The 14,543-nt window shown below is 66.3% G+C and carries 14 protein-coding genes; 3 read left to right on the top strand and 11 right to left on the bottom strand.

The annotated features are described in order from the left end of the window. Nucleotides 1-140: 140 nt before the first annotated feature. Entirely contained in the window at nt 141-1,772 is a 1,632-nt protein-coding gene (locus XINFAN_RS21600) for a hypothetical protein (RefSeq protein WP_160144504.1), read from the top strand. Then, a complete protein-coding gene (locus tag XINFAN_RS00480) occupies nt 1,769-2,788 on the top strand; it encodes a YheC/YheD family protein (protein ID WP_160144503.1) in 1,020 nt (339 codons plus the stop codon). Before XINFAN_RS21600 ends, XINFAN_RS00480 begins: the two co-directional genes overlap by 4 nt. On the opposite strand, the gene XINFAN_RS00475 is transcribed toward XINFAN_RS00480, so the two are convergent. The 3 genes from XINFAN_RS00475 to XINFAN_RS00465 all read right to left on the bottom strand — a co-directional run bounded on the left by XINFAN_RS00475 (nt 2,789) and on the right by XINFAN_RS00465 (nt 6,092). Then, complete coding sequence (locus tag XINFAN_RS00475; RefSeq protein ID WP_160144502.1) at nt 2,789-3,130, bottom strand: hypothetical protein; 342 nt, start codon at nt 3,128-3,130, stop codon at nt 2,789-2,791. 234 nt (nt 3,131-3,364) lie between these two features. Next, nucleotides 3,365-4,762 carry an aminomethyltransferase family protein gene (locus XINFAN_RS00470; protein WP_124084608.1) on the bottom strand — a complete coding sequence of 466 codons (1,398 nt, stop codon included), beginning with the start codon at nt 4,760-4,762 and terminating at the stop codon, nt 3,365-3,367. Between the two features lie 136 nt (nt 4,763-4,898). Beyond that, nucleotides 4,899-6,092, bottom strand: coding sequence for an ABC transporter substrate-binding protein (locus XINFAN_RS00465; RefSeq protein ID WP_124084607.1), 1,194 nt, complete (start codon nt 6,090-6,092; stop codon nt 4,899-4,901). A 146-nt stretch (nt 6,093-6,238) separates the two neighbouring features. Here XINFAN_RS00465 and XINFAN_RS00460 point away from each other — a divergent pair, with 146 nt between their 5' ends. Beyond that, nucleotides 6,239-6,862 (top strand): TetR/AcrR family transcriptional regulator, encoded by a 624-nt coding sequence (locus XINFAN_RS00460; RefSeq protein WP_160144501.1) that lies wholly within the window; start codon nt 6,239-6,241, stop codon nt 6,860-6,862. A gap of 8 nt (nt 6,863-6,870) precedes the next feature. On the opposite strand, the gene XINFAN_RS00455 is transcribed toward XINFAN_RS00460, so the two are convergent. From XINFAN_RS00455 to XINFAN_RS22130, 8 genes are read right to left on the bottom strand one after another with little or no spacing between them, the layout of a single operon-like run. Further along, a complete protein-coding gene (locus tag XINFAN_RS00455) occupies nt 6,871-7,572 on the bottom strand; it encodes an ABC transporter ATP-binding protein (protein ID WP_124084605.1) in 702 nt (233 codons plus the stop codon). Continuing rightward, nucleotides 7,572-8,321: an ABC transporter ATP-binding protein gene (locus tag XINFAN_RS00450; protein ID WP_124084604.1), complete on the bottom strand. Its 750-nt coding sequence runs from the start codon at nt 8,319-8,321 to the stop codon at nt 7,572-7,574. The genes XINFAN_RS00455 and XINFAN_RS00450 overlap by 1 nt, the downstream gene beginning before the upstream one ends. Then, nucleotides 8,318-9,316: a branched-chain amino acid ABC transporter permease gene (locus XINFAN_RS00445; protein ID WP_124084603.1), complete on the bottom strand. Its 999-nt coding sequence runs from the start codon at nt 9,314-9,316 to the stop codon at nt 8,318-8,320. The genes XINFAN_RS00450 and XINFAN_RS00445 overlap by 4 nt, the downstream gene beginning before the upstream one ends. A gap of 4 nt (nt 9,317-9,320) precedes the next feature. After that, complete coding sequence (locus XINFAN_RS00440; protein ID WP_124084602.1) at nt 9,321-10,241, bottom strand: branched-chain amino acid ABC transporter permease; 921 nt, start codon at nt 10,239-10,241, stop codon at nt 9,321-9,323. 43 nt (nt 10,242-10,284) lie between these two features. Further along, nucleotides 10,285-11,466 (bottom strand): ABC transporter substrate-binding protein, encoded by a 1,182-nt coding sequence (locus XINFAN_RS00435; protein WP_124084601.1) that lies wholly within the window; start codon nt 11,464-11,466, stop codon nt 10,285-10,287. Nucleotides 11,467-11,505: 39 nt separating this feature from the next. Continuing rightward, nucleotides 11,506-12,153: a maleylacetoacetate isomerase gene (maiA, locus tag XINFAN_RS00430; RefSeq protein ID WP_124084600.1), complete on the bottom strand. Its 648-nt coding sequence runs from the start codon at nt 12,151-12,153 to the stop codon at nt 11,506-11,508. Next, a complete protein-coding gene (locus XINFAN_RS00425) occupies nt 12,150-12,875 on the bottom strand; it encodes a fumarylacetoacetate hydrolase family protein (RefSeq protein ID WP_233352075.1) in 726 nt (241 codons plus the stop codon). The genes maiA and XINFAN_RS00425 overlap by 4 nt, the downstream gene beginning before the upstream one ends. Next, nucleotides 12,876-14,531 (bottom strand): benzoate-CoA ligase family protein, encoded by a 1,656-nt coding sequence (locus XINFAN_RS22130; protein ID WP_124084613.1) that lies wholly within the window; start codon nt 14,529-14,531, stop codon nt 12,876-12,878. Between the last annotated feature and the right edge of the window lie 12 nt (nt 14,532-14,543).

Raw genomic sequence — 14,543 nt, 5'->3', positions numbered from 1 at the left:
CGGCGCGCTGCTCTCCTGATAACATCGTCCTCAGGAGCGGGATTGCCCTTCCCGCTCCTGAACTGAGCTGCCGTCAAAAACGGCAGCTCTTTTTGTTTTTATGCTTTATCTCCAAGAGGCGGCAAAGCAGGGAAAGCAGTATGACGCAGGCTATCGCAGAGATCGGCGAAGATCGGATTCAGGCCGTCATGGCCGATGCGGGGGACATTCTCCTGCCCGGCCCGGTCTGGCTGGCCTGGCGTCAGGCCGGCAGAATGATCGCCGGCGCCTGGCATGAGGGCGAGAGCCTTGCCGGGGCCGTCGCCGCCTCGCGCGCAGGGCTTGCCGGTCAGACGGCCGATACGCTGGAGATCTGCCTGACGCAGAACTGGCAGCCGGTGGCCGCGCAGGAGCTTGGCCAGGCCTTCGCCAACAGCGCGCGCGGTCTGACCGGGATCGGGATCCGCTTCGGGGACAGGCTGACGCGTATCGCGCCGACCACCTCGATCGCCAGCAACCGTGCGCCCTTGCGCGAGATCGAGCGGCTGGCGCTGCTGAACCGGCTGACCCCCGCGGCGTTTCTGGAAAAGGCGGAAATCCTGCGCTTCGAGGCCGCGCAATTCCTGATCATCGGGGATCGCTGCGTCCGGCTGTGGCGCGGCGGACAGGTGGTGCCGCCCGATGCGGTCGGCCCCGATATGCTGCGCGACACCATCGGGGGGCTGAGCGGCTGGATGCTGGCCAATCTGCATTCCGACGGGCGGATGACATACAAATACTGGCCAAGCCGCGGGGTCGAGGCGAAATCCGACAACACGATCCGCCAGTTCATGGCGACCGTCGCGCTCGGCCGGATCGCGCGGCGCAGCGGGCAGGCCGCCGACGCGGAGGCCGCGCGGCGCAATCTGGCCTATACGCTGGGGAAATATTACGCCCGGGCCGAGGGGGTGGGCACGATCATCCTCGACGGCAAGGCCAAGCTTGGCGCGATGGCGCTGGCGGCGCTGGCGGTGCTGGAGTTCCGCGAGGCCGGGCTGATCGGAGCAGAGACGCATCAGGAGGAATATGACGGCCTCTGCGCGGGCGTCGCGCATCTGTGGCAGACGGACGGGGCATTCCGCACCTTCCTTGTGCCCGCGGACCGCAACGACAACCAGAATTTCTACCCGGGCGAGGCGCTGCTGTTCTGGGCCGCGCTGCACCGGCAGACCCGCGATCCGGTGCTGGCCGGGAAATGCCTGACCAGCTTCCGCTACTATCGCGACTGGCACATGGCGCAGCCCAACCCGGCTTTCGTGCCCTGGCACAGCCAGGCCTGTGTCATGCTTCACGAAGATCTCGGCCACGACGATCTGGCCCGCTTCGTGCTGGACAGGAACGACTGGATTCTTGAGATGCAGCAATGGGGCGGGCGGCTGCACCCGGATTTCGAGGGCCGGTTCTACAACCCCGCACGACCGGATTTCGGCCCGCCGCATGCGTCCTCGACCGGGGTCTATATGGAGGGGCTGGCCGATGCCTGGCGGCTGGCGAGGCGCCTTGGCGACAGCCCCCGGGCCGCGCGCTATGCGCTGGCGCTGCGGCGCGGGCTGCGGGCGATCCGGCAGTTGCAGTTCCGCGACCGCGAGATCGATGCTTTCTACATCAGCCGCCCGGAGGCCGTGATGGGCGGGCTGCGGACCGAGGCTTACAACAACGAAATCCGCGTCGACAACGTGCAGCATTGCCTGATGGCGCTTTTGAAGCTGGAGGCCGAACCGGACTTCCCATGGCAGGAAGGAACCCGGGCATGACCATCCTGATCGGTATGCTGCGCGAGCGCGGCTCCCCCGGCCCGATCGCGACCGCCATGGCTTTGGCCGCCATGGCGCAGGGGGCGGATCTGATCTTCTTCCGCCCCGCGGATGTGGACCTGACGCGCCGCGTGATCCTGGCCCGGCGCTTCCGGGGCGACAGGTGGGAGGGTTGCGAGAGCCGCTTTCCCGATGTGATCGAGAACGACGACCGCGTGGCGCTGGCGCCCCATGCCGCCGTCTGGGCGGCGCTGACCGGCAGCGCCCCCTTCACCACCCGACGGCTGGGCGGCAAGCGCGAGATGTCGCGCCGTCTGGCCGGTCATTCCGGGCTGGTGCCGCTCATGATCCCGCAGATGCTGCCGCAAAGCGATGCCGATCTCGACCGCGGCCTCGCGGAATTCGGCACCGCGATCCTGAAGCCGGTCTATGGCTCGCAGGGCCGGGGCATCTGGAAACTGCACGGCACCGCCGGGGGCGTGGAGGTGCGGTCCTCGGGCGATGCCGCGCCGTTTTGCGCGGCGCAGGGCCGGGGGCTGCTGGAGCGGCTGACCGGCGGCAAGCCGTTCCTTTTGCAAAAGTTCATCGACTCGCGCCTGCCGGAGGGCAATCCGTTCGACATCCGGCTGCATCTGCGGCGCGATGGAAGGGCGGAATGGCAGAAGATCAAGATCTACGCCCGGATCGGCCTGCCCGAGGCGATCACCTCGAATGTGGCGACCGGCGGCAGCGTCAGCGAGGCGCTGCCGCTGCTGCGCCATCGCTACGGCAGCGAGGCACCGCAGGTCATGCGCCGCCTGGAAGATCTGGCGCGCGAGGTGCCAGGCCAGGTGCAGTCGCTCTACCCGCGGTTTGAAATCGACGCGCTCGGGGTGGATCTGGGGCTGGACGAACACGGCCAGCCCTGGCTTTTCGAGATCAACAGCTTTCCCGGCGCGAAATATTTTGAAACCGCCGATGCGGTGCCGCGGATCGGCTGGTGCCTGTATCTGGCCCGGAAGGCGGCTGCGGTCTGATCAGACCGGGCGGATGTCGAGCAGCCGCATCCGCCGCTCCATCCGGCCCATCTTGTGCAGCAGGACGGGTTGCAGCGCGTCGGGGCTGGTGCCGCCGAAGCGCGGATCCTCGGCCGGGCTTGCGGTTACCGGCGGATCGTCCTCTCCACCGGGGTCAGGCTCGGGCCGGATCTGACGGGGGGCCGCCGCGCGGCGCCGTCTGCGCCAGCGGATGAAGCTCATCAGATAGACCGAGGCCGCCGCGGCAAGGACGAGGATCACCTCGCCCGGCCCGACGGCGGTGCAGAGCGCGGCGATCGCGGCCCCTGTCAGCCAGATGAAAGGCAAGGGCCCCATGTGCATGCCCCAAGCTAATACCTGACAGGCAATATACATACGTAGGTATCGTCACGAAAGACTTAAGAGATTAAAATTGAGATGAAAGGGATCGGGGGCGGCCGAATCGAGGGCCACCCGATCAGGATGGCGCGGAATGGTTGCCATCCGGTTGACGCACGCCAAAGGAAAGGGTTCGCCGGGACCAGCCCGGCGAACCAGGCGGGCGGCGACCGCGAAGGCCGCCGCCGGGGAGCGATCTCAGATAACCGCGCGCAGCTTTTCCTGCGCGGCCTTCGAGAAGGGCGCGGTATGGACGGTCGCGCGGATCGTGGTCTGTTCGTGACGCTCGACATGCGGCTTGCGCGAGCCGCCGTTCACCTCGCCCCAGGTCAGCACCACCTCGGTGCCGGGCGCGGCGAAAGCCTCGTCGATGCCGCAAAGCGACAGGAACTCGCGCTCGTTGATGTTGTAGCCGCAATATTGCGACATGCCGATCAGGCTGCCGTCGGCCGAGTGCACCTCGTCGGCCTGGGGCCAGCCGAAATAGGCGGTCGGCATGTCGATCGCCTTGTAGACCGGGCCGTCGCCAAGCTGCGAGCCGAGGATCTTCATCACATCCTCATGGTTCCAGCGCAGCACGCGCTTGACCCGGCGGGGGCCCTGAAACTGCGCCTCGATCGCTTCGCGGCCGATGAAATCATGGTCGAATTTGACCAGCTTGTCATAGCCGAGCGCCGAGGGCGTCCAGTAGTAATCCTCGACGTTGTCGCTGTAGAGGCTGCCGCCGAGCTGCATGTTCGCCTCCCAGCTGTCGGCGGGCAGCCATTCTCGATAGGCGCGCAGCTCCTCGCCGGTGTAGATCCCGGGCAGCGGATAGGGGATCCAGCCGTCTTCCAGCGGGGTCGAGTAATAGGTGCGGGTGCCGGCCTGCAACAACCCGTGCTTCTCGCCCGCCGCCAGGATCGCGTCGCGCACCTTGTCCAGATCCTTAAACGGCCCGGCAAGCTCCGCCCCCGCGTGACCGGCCATGCCATGGCGCAGAACATGCACCTTCACGCCCGCAATGCTGACATAAGCGGTGTGGAAGAACCTGATCTCGGGCCAGCCGCCCTCGCAGATCTCGTCCAGGATGGCGCGGGCGTTCGGCCCTTCCAGCTGGAAGCGGAATTTGCTGCGCTGGCCGTCCTTCGCATAGGGCGTGGTCGGGTCGAAGGTGAAACTGACGTTATAGCCGCCGGTTTCGCCGTTGTAGCGCACCCAGTTCAGCACCGGCATGCCCGAGATCAGCTCGAACCCTTCTTCCTCGCCGTAATAGTTCAGGATGCAGTCGCCGATGTGATGGCCGCGCGGGGTGCAGGCGAAATACTGTTTCGCCCGGCTGGTCGAAAGGTTCGAGAAGGTGCAGGGCGTCAGATATTCCAGCAGCTTCCGCGCATCCGGGCCTTTGACGTAAAGCACCGGCATGTGATGCGACTGGTTGAACAGAACCGCCGTCTCGCGCCAGGCCCGCTGTTCCTCGCGCCAGGTGGTGTATTCCGGCGCGATCAGCGTGGCGAACAGGCTGGTGCGCGACTTGTGATATTGCGAGATCGTGTCGTTGTAGAGGTAATCGACGAAATCCGGTTTCGAGTCGATCAGATCCTGAAGGCTTTTCATGCTGGTCTTTCCATTCTGACAGGGTGAGGCCGGCCGCCCCCTGCCCGTCCGGCGGATCGCGCCGGACGAGAGGATCACGCCGCGCGGGCGGGATCTGGCAGAAAGGGGCGGGAGAGAAAGGGAGCGCGCGGGCCGCTTATTCGGCGGCGGGCATGTCGCAGGCGTCGATATAGGGATCCTGGCCGCGCTCCAGCGCCAGCTGGGCATTGCCCATCTGCCATTTCCCATCCTCGCCGGCGACGACTTCCAGCGCGTAGTAATTGTCCAGCGGCATGTGGTTCTTGCCAAAGACGATCTGACCGCGGACCGAATCGAAACCGGCCGCTTCCAGCGCCTTGCGCAGACCGGCCTCGTTCTCCAGATCGCCCTCAACCGCCTCGACCGCCGATTTGATCAGCCCGATCGCATCATAGGCGGCGGCGGCGTAGTTCGAGGGGTCGCGGCCGTATTTCTCGCGGAACCCCTCGACGAAACGCTTGTTCGCCTCGGTGTCCAGGCCGGGATACCAGTAGTCGGTCAGCACCGAGCCGAGCGCGGCACCGGCATTGCCGTCCTGAAGCGAGGGCAGCGCGATCTGGTCCAGCGTGTAGACGGTGTAGAGCTTCACCCTGTCCTTCAGCCCGGATTGCTCGAACTGGGTCATGAAGGCGGCCGAGCGGCCCGGGTAGAAGGCGAACAAAGCCTCGGCGCCCGAAGCGGCGACCTTGGAGAACTCGGCCGAGAAATCCAGCTGCGGATCGTCGCCCCATTTGGTGAAATCTTGGCCGACGATCTCGCCCCTGAAGGTGCTTTCAAACCCTTTCACCACATCCTGGCCCGCCGCATAGTTCGGCGCCATGGTGTAGACTTTCGCCACGCCGCGGCGGTTCAGTTCCTCGCCCAGCGCCATCGACATCACATCGCCCTGGCCGCGCATGGAAAAGAACTTCGGATCGCAAAGTTTCCCCGCCATGTCCGAGGGCGCGGCATTGGTGCTGATCAGAAAAGTGCCCGCATCCAGCGCGCTCTTGCGCGAGGCGAGCAGCACGTTCGACCAGATATAGCCGGTCAGGAAATCCACCTTGTCCTGGCGGACCAGTTTCTCGGTCTTCTGCCGCCCGGTCTCGGGGCTGAGCGCGTCGTCCTCGACGATCAGCTTAACCGGCCGGCCGGCCATTTCGCCGCCGATATGTTCGACGGAAAGGCGGATCGCATCCTCGACATCGCGGCCGATGATGGCGGCGGGCGTGGTCAGCGTTGTGATCAGGCCGATCCTGACCGGCTCCTGCGCCAAGGCAGCGGTGCCAAGGCATGAAATCAGCGCGATGGCCGTAAGGCTCTTTGCTTTCATGATTCTCCTCCCAGCCGGCTCCTCCCCGGCACAAAGAAACATACCGGGTGATCGGTATATTTCAATAGAAACTTTGGACCTGCCCCGTTAGTTTCGCTATACCGGCGCGGAACTGTGCCGGAATGATGCGCTGGCAGGGAGAAGAGATGACCACGACCGAGAAGAAGCGCCGCACCCAGGCCGAGCGCAGCGCGGAAACCCGCGAGAAGATCCTCCAGGCGACGATCGACCTGCTGTTTGAACAGGGCAACGCCCGGCTGACCACCGCCGGAGTGGACGAGCGCGCGGGCGTTTCAAGCGGGGCGCGGGTGCATCATTTCCGCTCGAAGGTGGATCTGGTGGTCGAGGCGACCAAACACACCTACGACCGCGCCGCCGAACTGGGCCGCCAGCGGGCCGAGAAGGCGCGCACCTCGCCCAATCCCTTGCGCGAATATGCCCAGGACTGCCTGTCGGTCTATTTCGACTGGCCCTTCATCGCGGCGCTGGAAGTGGTGGTGACGGCGCGCACCGACGAGGATCTGCGCCTGCGCCTGCATCCGGTGCTGGAGAATTTCCACAACACCATGCGCACGACCTGGATCGGATCGCTGGTGGCGGCGGGCTACGATCCGGCGGTGGCCGAAGAGGATCTGGCGCTGACGCTGAACCTGATCCGCGGCATGGCGGTCAACACGCTGTGGCAGCGCGACAATGACCGCCATATCGCGCTGCTCGACGCCTGGTGCGCCGAACGCGCCGGACGCATCCACCTGCGGCGCAGCGCCTGAAACCGGGATCAGACGCTGAGGAAGGCTTTCACCTTGTCCTCCTCGGCGCGCACCCGTTCGGGGGTGCCCTCCCAGACGGTGCGGCCCTTCTCGACCACGTAGAAGCGGTCGGCCACGTCCAGCAGGCGCCGGATATGCTTGTCGATCACGATGATCGACTGGCCGAGGCCGCGCAGCCGGCCGATACAGGCCCAGATCTGGTCGCGGATCACCGGCGCCAGCCCCTCGGTCGCCTCGTCGAGGATCAGCAGTTTCGGATTGGTCATCAGCGCCCGGCCGATGGCCAGCATCTGCTGCTCGCCCCCCGACAGCAGGTTGGCCCAGGAACCGGCGCGCTCATGCAGACCGGGGAACAGGTCGTAGATCTTTCCCGTCGTCCAGGGGTTTTCCTCGCCCCGCCGGTTGGCGGCGGCCACGCGCAGGTTCTCGTCCACGGTCAGGTTGGGAAAGACCTGGCGGCCCTCGGGCACCAGGCCGAAGCCGCCCCGCGCCACCCGCGCAGCGGAAAGGCCGTTGAGCTTTCTGCCCTCGAATTCCACCGCGCCTTTCCAGGCGGGCAACAGGCCCATCATGGTTTTGACCGTGGTGGTCTTGCCCATGCCGTTGCGGCCCATCAGACAGATCACCTCGCCCGCGCCCACCTCGAAATTCATGTCGAAGAGGATCTGGCTGCGATCATAGCCGCCGGTCAGGTTCTGCACCTTCAGCATCAGGCGTCCTCCCCCAGATAGGCTTCGCGCACCCTTTCGTCATTGCGGATCTGATCGGGGGTGCCCACGGCGACCACCTCGCCTCGCACCAGCACGGTCAGCCGGTCGGCAAGCTCGAACACCGCTTCCATGTCGTGCTCGACCAGCAGCACCGTGGTCTTTCCCTTCAGTTGCGCCAGCAGCCGCGTCATCGCCCGGCTCTCCTCAGAGCCAAGGCCCGCCATCGGCTCATCCAGCAGGATCAGGCTCGGCTCACCCACCAGCGCGATGGCCAGTTCCAGCAGCCGCTGCTCGCCATGGCTCAGGTCCGAGACCCGGCGCGGCAGATGCGACGGATCCATCCCGATCCGCGCCAGCGCCAGCCCCGCCGCATCCTGCAACTCCGCATTGCGGTCCACCCGGCGCCAGAACCGCCCGGCATGACCGCGCCGCGCCAGCAGGGCAAGGATCACGTTCTCGCCCACGCTCAGATCGCGCACCAGCGTCGTGATCTGGAACGACCGCGCCATGCCGAGGCCCGCGCGCTCATGCACGGGGCGGTGGGTCACGTCGCGGCCATCGACCAGCACCTGGCCCGAGTTCGGCCGCAACTCGCCGAAAAGCTGGCTGATCAGCGTGGTCTTCCCGGCGCCGTTCGGGCCGATCACCGCATGCAGCTCGCCTTTGGGAACCGCCATCGAGACGTTGCGCGTGGCATGCAGCCCGCCGAAGAATTTGTTCAGGTCGCGAACTTCCAGCGCAAGGCTCATCTGCGGCCTCCGGTCAGCAGGCCGACAAGGCCGTTGCGGGCGAAAAGCACGATGGCGATCAGGAACAGACCGAACCAGAAGTGCCAGTAGACGGTGACGCCGCCCATGATCTCCTCGATCAGCAGAAAGACCAGCGCGCCGACGATGGGGCCGCAGATCGTGGCGACGCCGCCGACGATCACGATGAAGATCAGCTCGGCCGAGGTGATCCAGCTCATCGAGCCGGGGGTGACGAAGCTGGTGAAATTCGCATCCAGAAACCCGGCGAGGGCGCAGGTCATTCCGGCCACGACATAGGCCGCCAGCCGGTAGCGGTAAGGGTCGAAGCCGACCGCGCTGACCCGGCGCTCGTTGCCTTTGGCGGCTTTCAGCAGCAGGCCGAAATCGGATTTGCGCAGCCTGGCATAGCCCAGCATCACCACGGCCAGCACCGCCAGAACCACGTAATAGAGCGTGTCCTTGCGGCCGAGGTCGAACCCGCCGAACATCGAGGTGTAGTTGATCGTCAGCCCGTCGTCGCCGCCGAACTGGCGCAGGCCGATCATGGTGAAATAGACCATCTGCGCGAAGGCCAGCGTGATCATGATGAAATGCACGCCTTTGGTGCGCAGGGCGACCATCCCCGTCACCAGCGCGAACAGGGCCGAGGCGCCCAGCACCGCAGCGAGCTGGATGAAACCGTTGTCGATGTCGAAATCGGCCAGGATCCCGGTGGCATAGCCACCGATCCCCAGAAAGGCGGCATGGCCCAGGCTGACCAGCCCGCCAAGGCCGATCAGGAAATTCAGGCTCGCCGCCGCGATGGCAAGGATCATCGCGCGCAGCACCACATCGGTCCAGAACTCCTGGCCGAACGCGGAAAGGACAAGGGGCGTCGCCGCCAGAAGGGCGAGCAGCACGAAGGCGGCGACCAGATCGCGGTCGGCGGCGCGGGCCTGAACGGCGCGGCTGGTCAGCATTGCGGGTCTGGCGCGGGCGGGAATGGTGTTCGGCATCGGCTTACCTGTTGGCCGGAGGGAACAGCCCCGAGGGGCGGAAGATCAGGACGAGGGTCATGGTCACATAGATCAGGATCGAGGCCAGCGACGGCCCCGCCGAAGAGGCGACCGAGGGCGAGAACACCGCGCCGAGGATCGTCGGCAGATAGGCGCGGCCAAGCGTGTCGATCAGCCCCACGCCGATCGCGGCGACGAAGGCGCCGAAGATCGAGCCGATGCCGCCGATGATGATCACCACCAGCGCCAGGATCACCACCTGGTTGCCCATGCCGATCGAGGCGCCGGTGATCGGCGCGACCATGATCCCGGCAATGGCCGCCAGCACCGCGCCGATGGCGAAGACCAGCGCGAAGACCATCCGCGTCTCGATCCCCAGAGCGCGGGCCATCTCCTCGTTCGAGGCCGAGGCGCGCACCATCATCCCCACCCGGGTCCGCGCGATCACCTGCCACAGCGCGATGGCGACCGCGGCGGCCACCACGGTGATGAACAGCCGGTAGCCGGGCAGGGTGACCCCCGCGAGGCTGATCTGGCCGCTCAGCCAGGCGGGCAGCGGCACCGACAGGCCCTGCGGCCCCCAGAAATACTTCACCGCCGTATCGGCGCAAAGCACCATGCCGAAGGTCGCCAGCACCTGGTCGAGGTGATCGCGCTTGTAGAAATGCCGCACGATCAGCCATTCGGCCGCCAGGCCGAAGGCCAGCGTGACCGGCAGCGCGATCACGATGCCCAGCACGAAAGAACCCGAGGCGATGGCGATGCTGGCGCAGACATAGGCGCCGATCATGTAGAACACGCCATGCGCCAGGTTGATGAAATCCATGATGCCGAAGACCAGCGACAGGCCGGCGGCAAGCAGGAACAGGATCAGCCCCAGCTGAATGCCGTTCAAAAGCTGATTGGCGAACAGGACAGTATCCACCGTTTCCTCCCCGGGATCTCAGATTTGCGGCTTGTGCGCCGGTTCACTCGTCGTTGCGGCAGGCGTCGACATAGGGATCGGCCAGCGCGGTCAGTTCGATCCCGTCCGAGCGCAGGCTCCATACGCCGTTGTCATCGGGCGCGACGACGAGGCTGCGGTAGTTGTCGATGGGGAAATGGTTGCGCGCAAGCGAATAGCGGCCGCGCACCGACTCGTAATCCGCCCGGATCAGCGCCGCGCGCACCGCGTCGCGGTCTGTGATGTCGCCGCCCGACTGCTCTACTGCCGCTTTCAGATAGGGCAGCAGATCATAGGCCGCCGCCGCGTAATTCGAGGGCAGCCGCCCGTAGCGCGCCTTGAAATCCCGGACGAATTTCTCGTTCGCCGGATTGGCGATGTCGGGCGACCAGTAATCCGCCGAGGCCGAGCCCAGCACCGCTTCGACCCCGGCCTCCTGCAATTGCGGCAGGGCGATCTGGTCCATGGTGTAGACACTGTAGAGCTTCACCTTGCCAGCGAGGCCCGACTGCTCGAACTGGCGGGCGAAGATCGCGGCGCGGCCCGGGTAGAAGGCGAACAGGGCATCCGCGCCCGAGGCCGCCACCTTGGCCAGTTCGGCCGAGAAATCGAGCTGCGGATCGTCGCCCCAGCGGGTGAAGTCCTGGCCCACGACCTCGCCCTCGAAGGTGCTGGTCACGCCCGCGGCCATATCGGTTCCGGCGCTGTAATTCGGCGTCAGGGTATAGAGTTTCTTCACCCCCTGCCGGTTCATGATCTGACCCAGAGCAAAGGGCACCATGTCATTCTGCCCGCGCAGCGAGAAGAAATTCGGCGCGCAGAGCTTGCCGGCCATTTCCGACGGCCCGGCATTGGTGCTGATCAGAAACACGTCATTGTCGAGCACCGTCTTGCGCGCGGCCAACAGCACGTTCGACCAGATGAAACCGGCCACCACATCCACCCCGTCCTGGCGGACCAGCTTTTCCGCCTTCTGACGGCCCAGTTCGGGCTGAAGCCCGTCGTCCTCGAACAGGATCTCGACCTTGCGGCCCGCGATCTCGCCGCCGATATGGTCCAGCGACAGGTTGATCGCATCCACCATATCGTTGCCGATGGCGGCGGCGGGGGTGGTCAGCGTGGTGATGAAGCCGATCCTGATCGGCTCTTCGGCCTTCGCCGCGGTGGTGAACAGGATTGCGGCCAGAAGGGCTGCGGCTCGTTTCATTCTTGGTCTCCCCATGCGCCGGTTATGCTCCGGCGGTTTTCATTCGCTGTCGGGCTGCCGGTCGGGCGCGGCCCGGCGGAAGGCGTCGATCTCCATCAGCCTTGCGCCGATGGCTCCGGTCACCGGCCAGCGCGACATGTCCAGGCCAAAGCGGCGGTTGTTGACGATCTGCGCGGCAAGGCAGATGTCGGCGAGGCCGACCGCCTCGCCATGGCAGAAACTGCCGGTCTGCGGCTCGCTTGCCAGCCGTGCCTCCAGCGCGTCGAAGCCGAGCGTCACCCAATGGCGGAACCAGTCGGCCTGGGCGGCCTCATCGGCGCCGAAATGCTCTTTCAGGTAAGCCAGCACCCGCAGGTTGTTGATCGGATGGATGTCCAGCGCGATCATCTGCGCAAGGCTGCGCACCCGCGCGCGGCCTTCGGCATCCGCGGGCAGAAGCGGCGGCGTGGGGATCTTCTCATCCAGAAGTTCGATGATCGCGAGCGACTGGCTGTAGGTGGCCCCCTGCCATTCCAGCGCCGGCACAAGGCCCTGCGGATTCAGCACGAGGAACCCCTCGGATCGCTGCTCGCCCTTCCTCAGATGCCAGGCGGTGTAATCGTAATCCACCCCTTTCAGCGCCAGCGCGATCCGCACCCGGTATGAGGTCGAGGAGCGGAAGTAATTGTGCAGGACCGGCCGCGTCATGCGGGGCGCGCCCCCGGCTCAGTGATGGTGATGGCGATCTCGCCCAGGCCCTCGACGCCGCCGGTCACCCGGTCGCCCGGGACGATGGCGCCCACACCGGCGGGGGTGCCGGTCATGATGATGTCGCCCCGGCGCAGCACCATCGAGCGCGAAAGGGTCGAGACGATCTCGGGCACGTTCCAGATCAGTTCGGTGATATCGGCGTCCTGGCGGATGTTGCCGTTCACCGCCAGCCAGATCCGGCCGCTTTCGAGATGGCCGGTCTGCGCCACCGGATGCAGGGGCGCGATCGGGGCGGACAGATCGAAAGCCTTGCCCCAGTCCCAGGGGCGGCCCTTGTCGCGGGCCTGAAGTTGCAGATCGCGCCGGGTCAGGTCGATCCCCACGCCATAACCCCAGATCAGATCCCGCGCCTTTTCGACCGGCACATCCGCGCCGTCGGCGCCGATGGCGATGATCAGCTCGATCTCGTAGTGGAAATCCCGGGTCTCGGGCGGATAGGGGATCGCCGTGCCGCTGTCGGCCACCGCATCGGCGGGTTTGGTGAAGAAGAACGGCGGCTCGCGGTCGGGATCCTTGCCCATCTCACGCGCATGGGCGGCGTAGTTGCGCCCGACGCAGAAGATGCGGCGCACCGGAAAGCGGGCGTCCGAGCCCGCGATGGCGAGGCTGGCGGGCGCGGGCGGGGGGAACACGAAATCGGTCATGTCGGATCCAGTCATTCAGTTCAGGTCATGTTGCGAAAGATCGAGGCTCAGCAGCGCCTGGCGGTCGATCTTGCCGGTGCCGGTCTTGGGCAGTTCCTGAAGAAACACCACCTGGCGCGGGTATTTGTAGGGCAGCAGCGTCTGTTTCACATGCTGTTTCAGCCGCGCGGCCAGGGCGGCGCGATCCGTGCCGCCCTCCTGCGGGGTGACGAAGGCTTGCAGCGTCATCCGCCGGTCGGGCAGTTCCACCGCCTGGACCGCGCATTCGCGCACCTCGGGGTGATCGGCGAGGCAGAGCTCGACCTCCAGCGGATAGACCCATTGCCCCGAGATCTTCACGAAATCGTCGGCCCGGCCGAGGAAGTAGCAGAATCCCTCCTCGTCGCGGCGCATCCGGTCGTTGGTGTAGATCCAGCCGCCCGCGCGCATCGTGTCGGCGGTCTTGTCGGGGCGGTTCCAGTAGAACGGCGCATTGGAATCGCCGCGCACCCAGAGGACGCCCTGCTCGCCCGGCGGCACCTCGTTGCCGTCCGGGTCGCGCAACGAGACCTCATAGCCCGGCACCGGGCGCCCGGCGGCGCCGGGGCGGCGTTGCTCGCGGCTGTTCGACAGATAGATGTGCAGCGCCTCGGTCGAGCCCATGCCCTCGATGATGTCCTGCCCCGACAGCGCCTTCCAGGCCTCGGCTACTTCGTTCGCCAGCACCTCGGCGGCCGAGAGGCAGAGCTTCAGACAGGAGAGATCGGCGGTTTTCGCCTCGGGCGCGGCGATCATCGCGGTGTAGAGCGTGGGCAGGCCGAAGAAATGCGTCGGCCGGCAGGTGCGGATCGCCTCGTAGACCGCTGCGGGCTTCGGCTGGCCCGGCATCAGCACGCTGGTGGCGCCGACCGAGAAGGGGAAGGTCAGCGAATTGCCCAGGCCATAGGCGAAGAAGATCTTCGGCACCGAAAAGCAGATGTCGCCCGGTTGCAGGTCCAGGATATGCCGCCCGAAGCTCTGCGCGGTGTAAAGCATGTCGTGCTGAAGATGCACGATCCCCTTGGGCCGCCCGGTCGAGCCCGAGGAATATTGCCAGAAGCACATATCGTTGCGATGGGTCGGCGCGGGGTTCAGCCGGTCCGGCATTCCGGCCAGGAACTCCGCCGCCGGGACGGCGGGCACCGCGAGGTCCGCGGGCGCCGCGCCGTTCACCACCACCAGCCGCTCAAGCGCGGTGCCGGTGCAGGCGGTGGCATCGAACCGCGCCGCGAAAGCCGCATCCGTCACCGCCAGCCGCGCGCCGGAATCGGCAAGGTAGTAGTTCAGCAGATCCGGCGGCGTCAGCGTGTTGATCAGCAGCGGCACGAGACCCGCCCGGATCGCCCCGAACAGGGCCGCCGGATAGGCCGGGCTGTCGTCGAGGAACAGAAGGATCCGCTCGCCCCGCACCAGCCCCGCCGCAAGCAGCGCATTGCCGAACCGGCTGGCGTCGGCGCAAAGCTCGCTATAGCTGCGGCTGCCGCCCGGCCCGATCACCGCCGGCGCATCGCCCCGGCCACGATCCAGATTATCGAACAGGATGGCGCTGGCGTTATAGACCTCGGGCACCGAGAAGCCGATTTCCGCGATGCAGGGCGCATCGGCGGGCACCGGATCTTCGACCGGACCGCCGGTCAGGTTCAGATTCTGCATGGTCACGGCCCT

The organism is Pseudogemmobacter humi, from assembly GCF_900609055.1.
Taxonomy (GTDB): Bacteria; Pseudomonadota; Alphaproteobacteria; order Rhodobacterales; family Rhodobacteraceae; genus Pseudogemmobacter; species Pseudogemmobacter humi.
Note: the sequence above shows the minus strand (reverse complement) of the source record. Positions and strands in the feature narration are given on the sequence as shown.

Coding starts and splice junctions, on each gene's coding strand:
- XINFAN_RS21600 (WP_160144504.1), top strand. CDS start 141: ATGACGCAGGCTATCGCAGAGATCGGCGAAGATCGGATTCAGGCCGTC.
- XINFAN_RS00480 (WP_160144503.1), top strand. CDS start 1,769: ATGACCATCCTGATCGGTATGCTGCGCGAGCGCGGCTCCCCCGGCCCG.
- XINFAN_RS00475 (WP_160144502.1), bottom strand. CDS start 3,130: ATGCACATGGGGCCCTTGCCTTTCATCTGGCTGACAGGGGCCGCGATC.
- XINFAN_RS00470 (WP_124084608.1), bottom strand. CDS start 4,762: ATGAAAAGCCTTCAGGATCTGATCGACTCGAAACCGGATTTCGTCGAT.
- XINFAN_RS00465 (WP_124084607.1), bottom strand. CDS start 6,092: ATGAAAGCAAAGAGCCTTACGGCCATCGCGCTGATTTCATGCCTTGGC.
- XINFAN_RS00460 (WP_160144501.1), top strand. CDS start 6,239: ATGACCACGACCGAGAAGAAGCGCCGCACCCAGGCCGAGCGCAGCGCG.
- XINFAN_RS00455 (WP_124084605.1), bottom strand. CDS start 7,572: ATGCTGAAGGTGCAGAACCTGACCGGCGGCTATGATCGCAGCCAGATC.
- XINFAN_RS00450 (WP_124084604.1), bottom strand. CDS start 8,321: ATGAGCCTTGCGCTGGAAGTTCGCGACCTGAACAAATTCTTCGGCGGG.
- XINFAN_RS00445 (WP_124084603.1), bottom strand. CDS start 9,316: ATGCCGAACACCATTCCCGCCCGCGCCAGACCCGCAATGCTGACCAGC.
- XINFAN_RS00435 (WP_124084601.1), bottom strand. CDS start 11,466: ATGAAACGAGCCGCAGCCCTTCTGGCCGCAATCCTGTTCACCACCGCG.
- maiA (WP_124084600.1), bottom strand. CDS start 12,153: ATGACGCGGCCGGTCCTGCACAATTACTTCCGCTCCTCGACCTCATAC.
- XINFAN_RS00425 (WP_233352075.1), bottom strand. CDS start 12,875: ATGACTGGATCCGACATGACCGATTTCGTGTTCCCCCCGCCCGCGCCC.
- XINFAN_RS22130 (WP_124084613.1), bottom strand. CDS start 14,531: ATGCAGAATCTGAACCTGACCGGCGGTCCGGTCGAAGATCCGGTGCCC.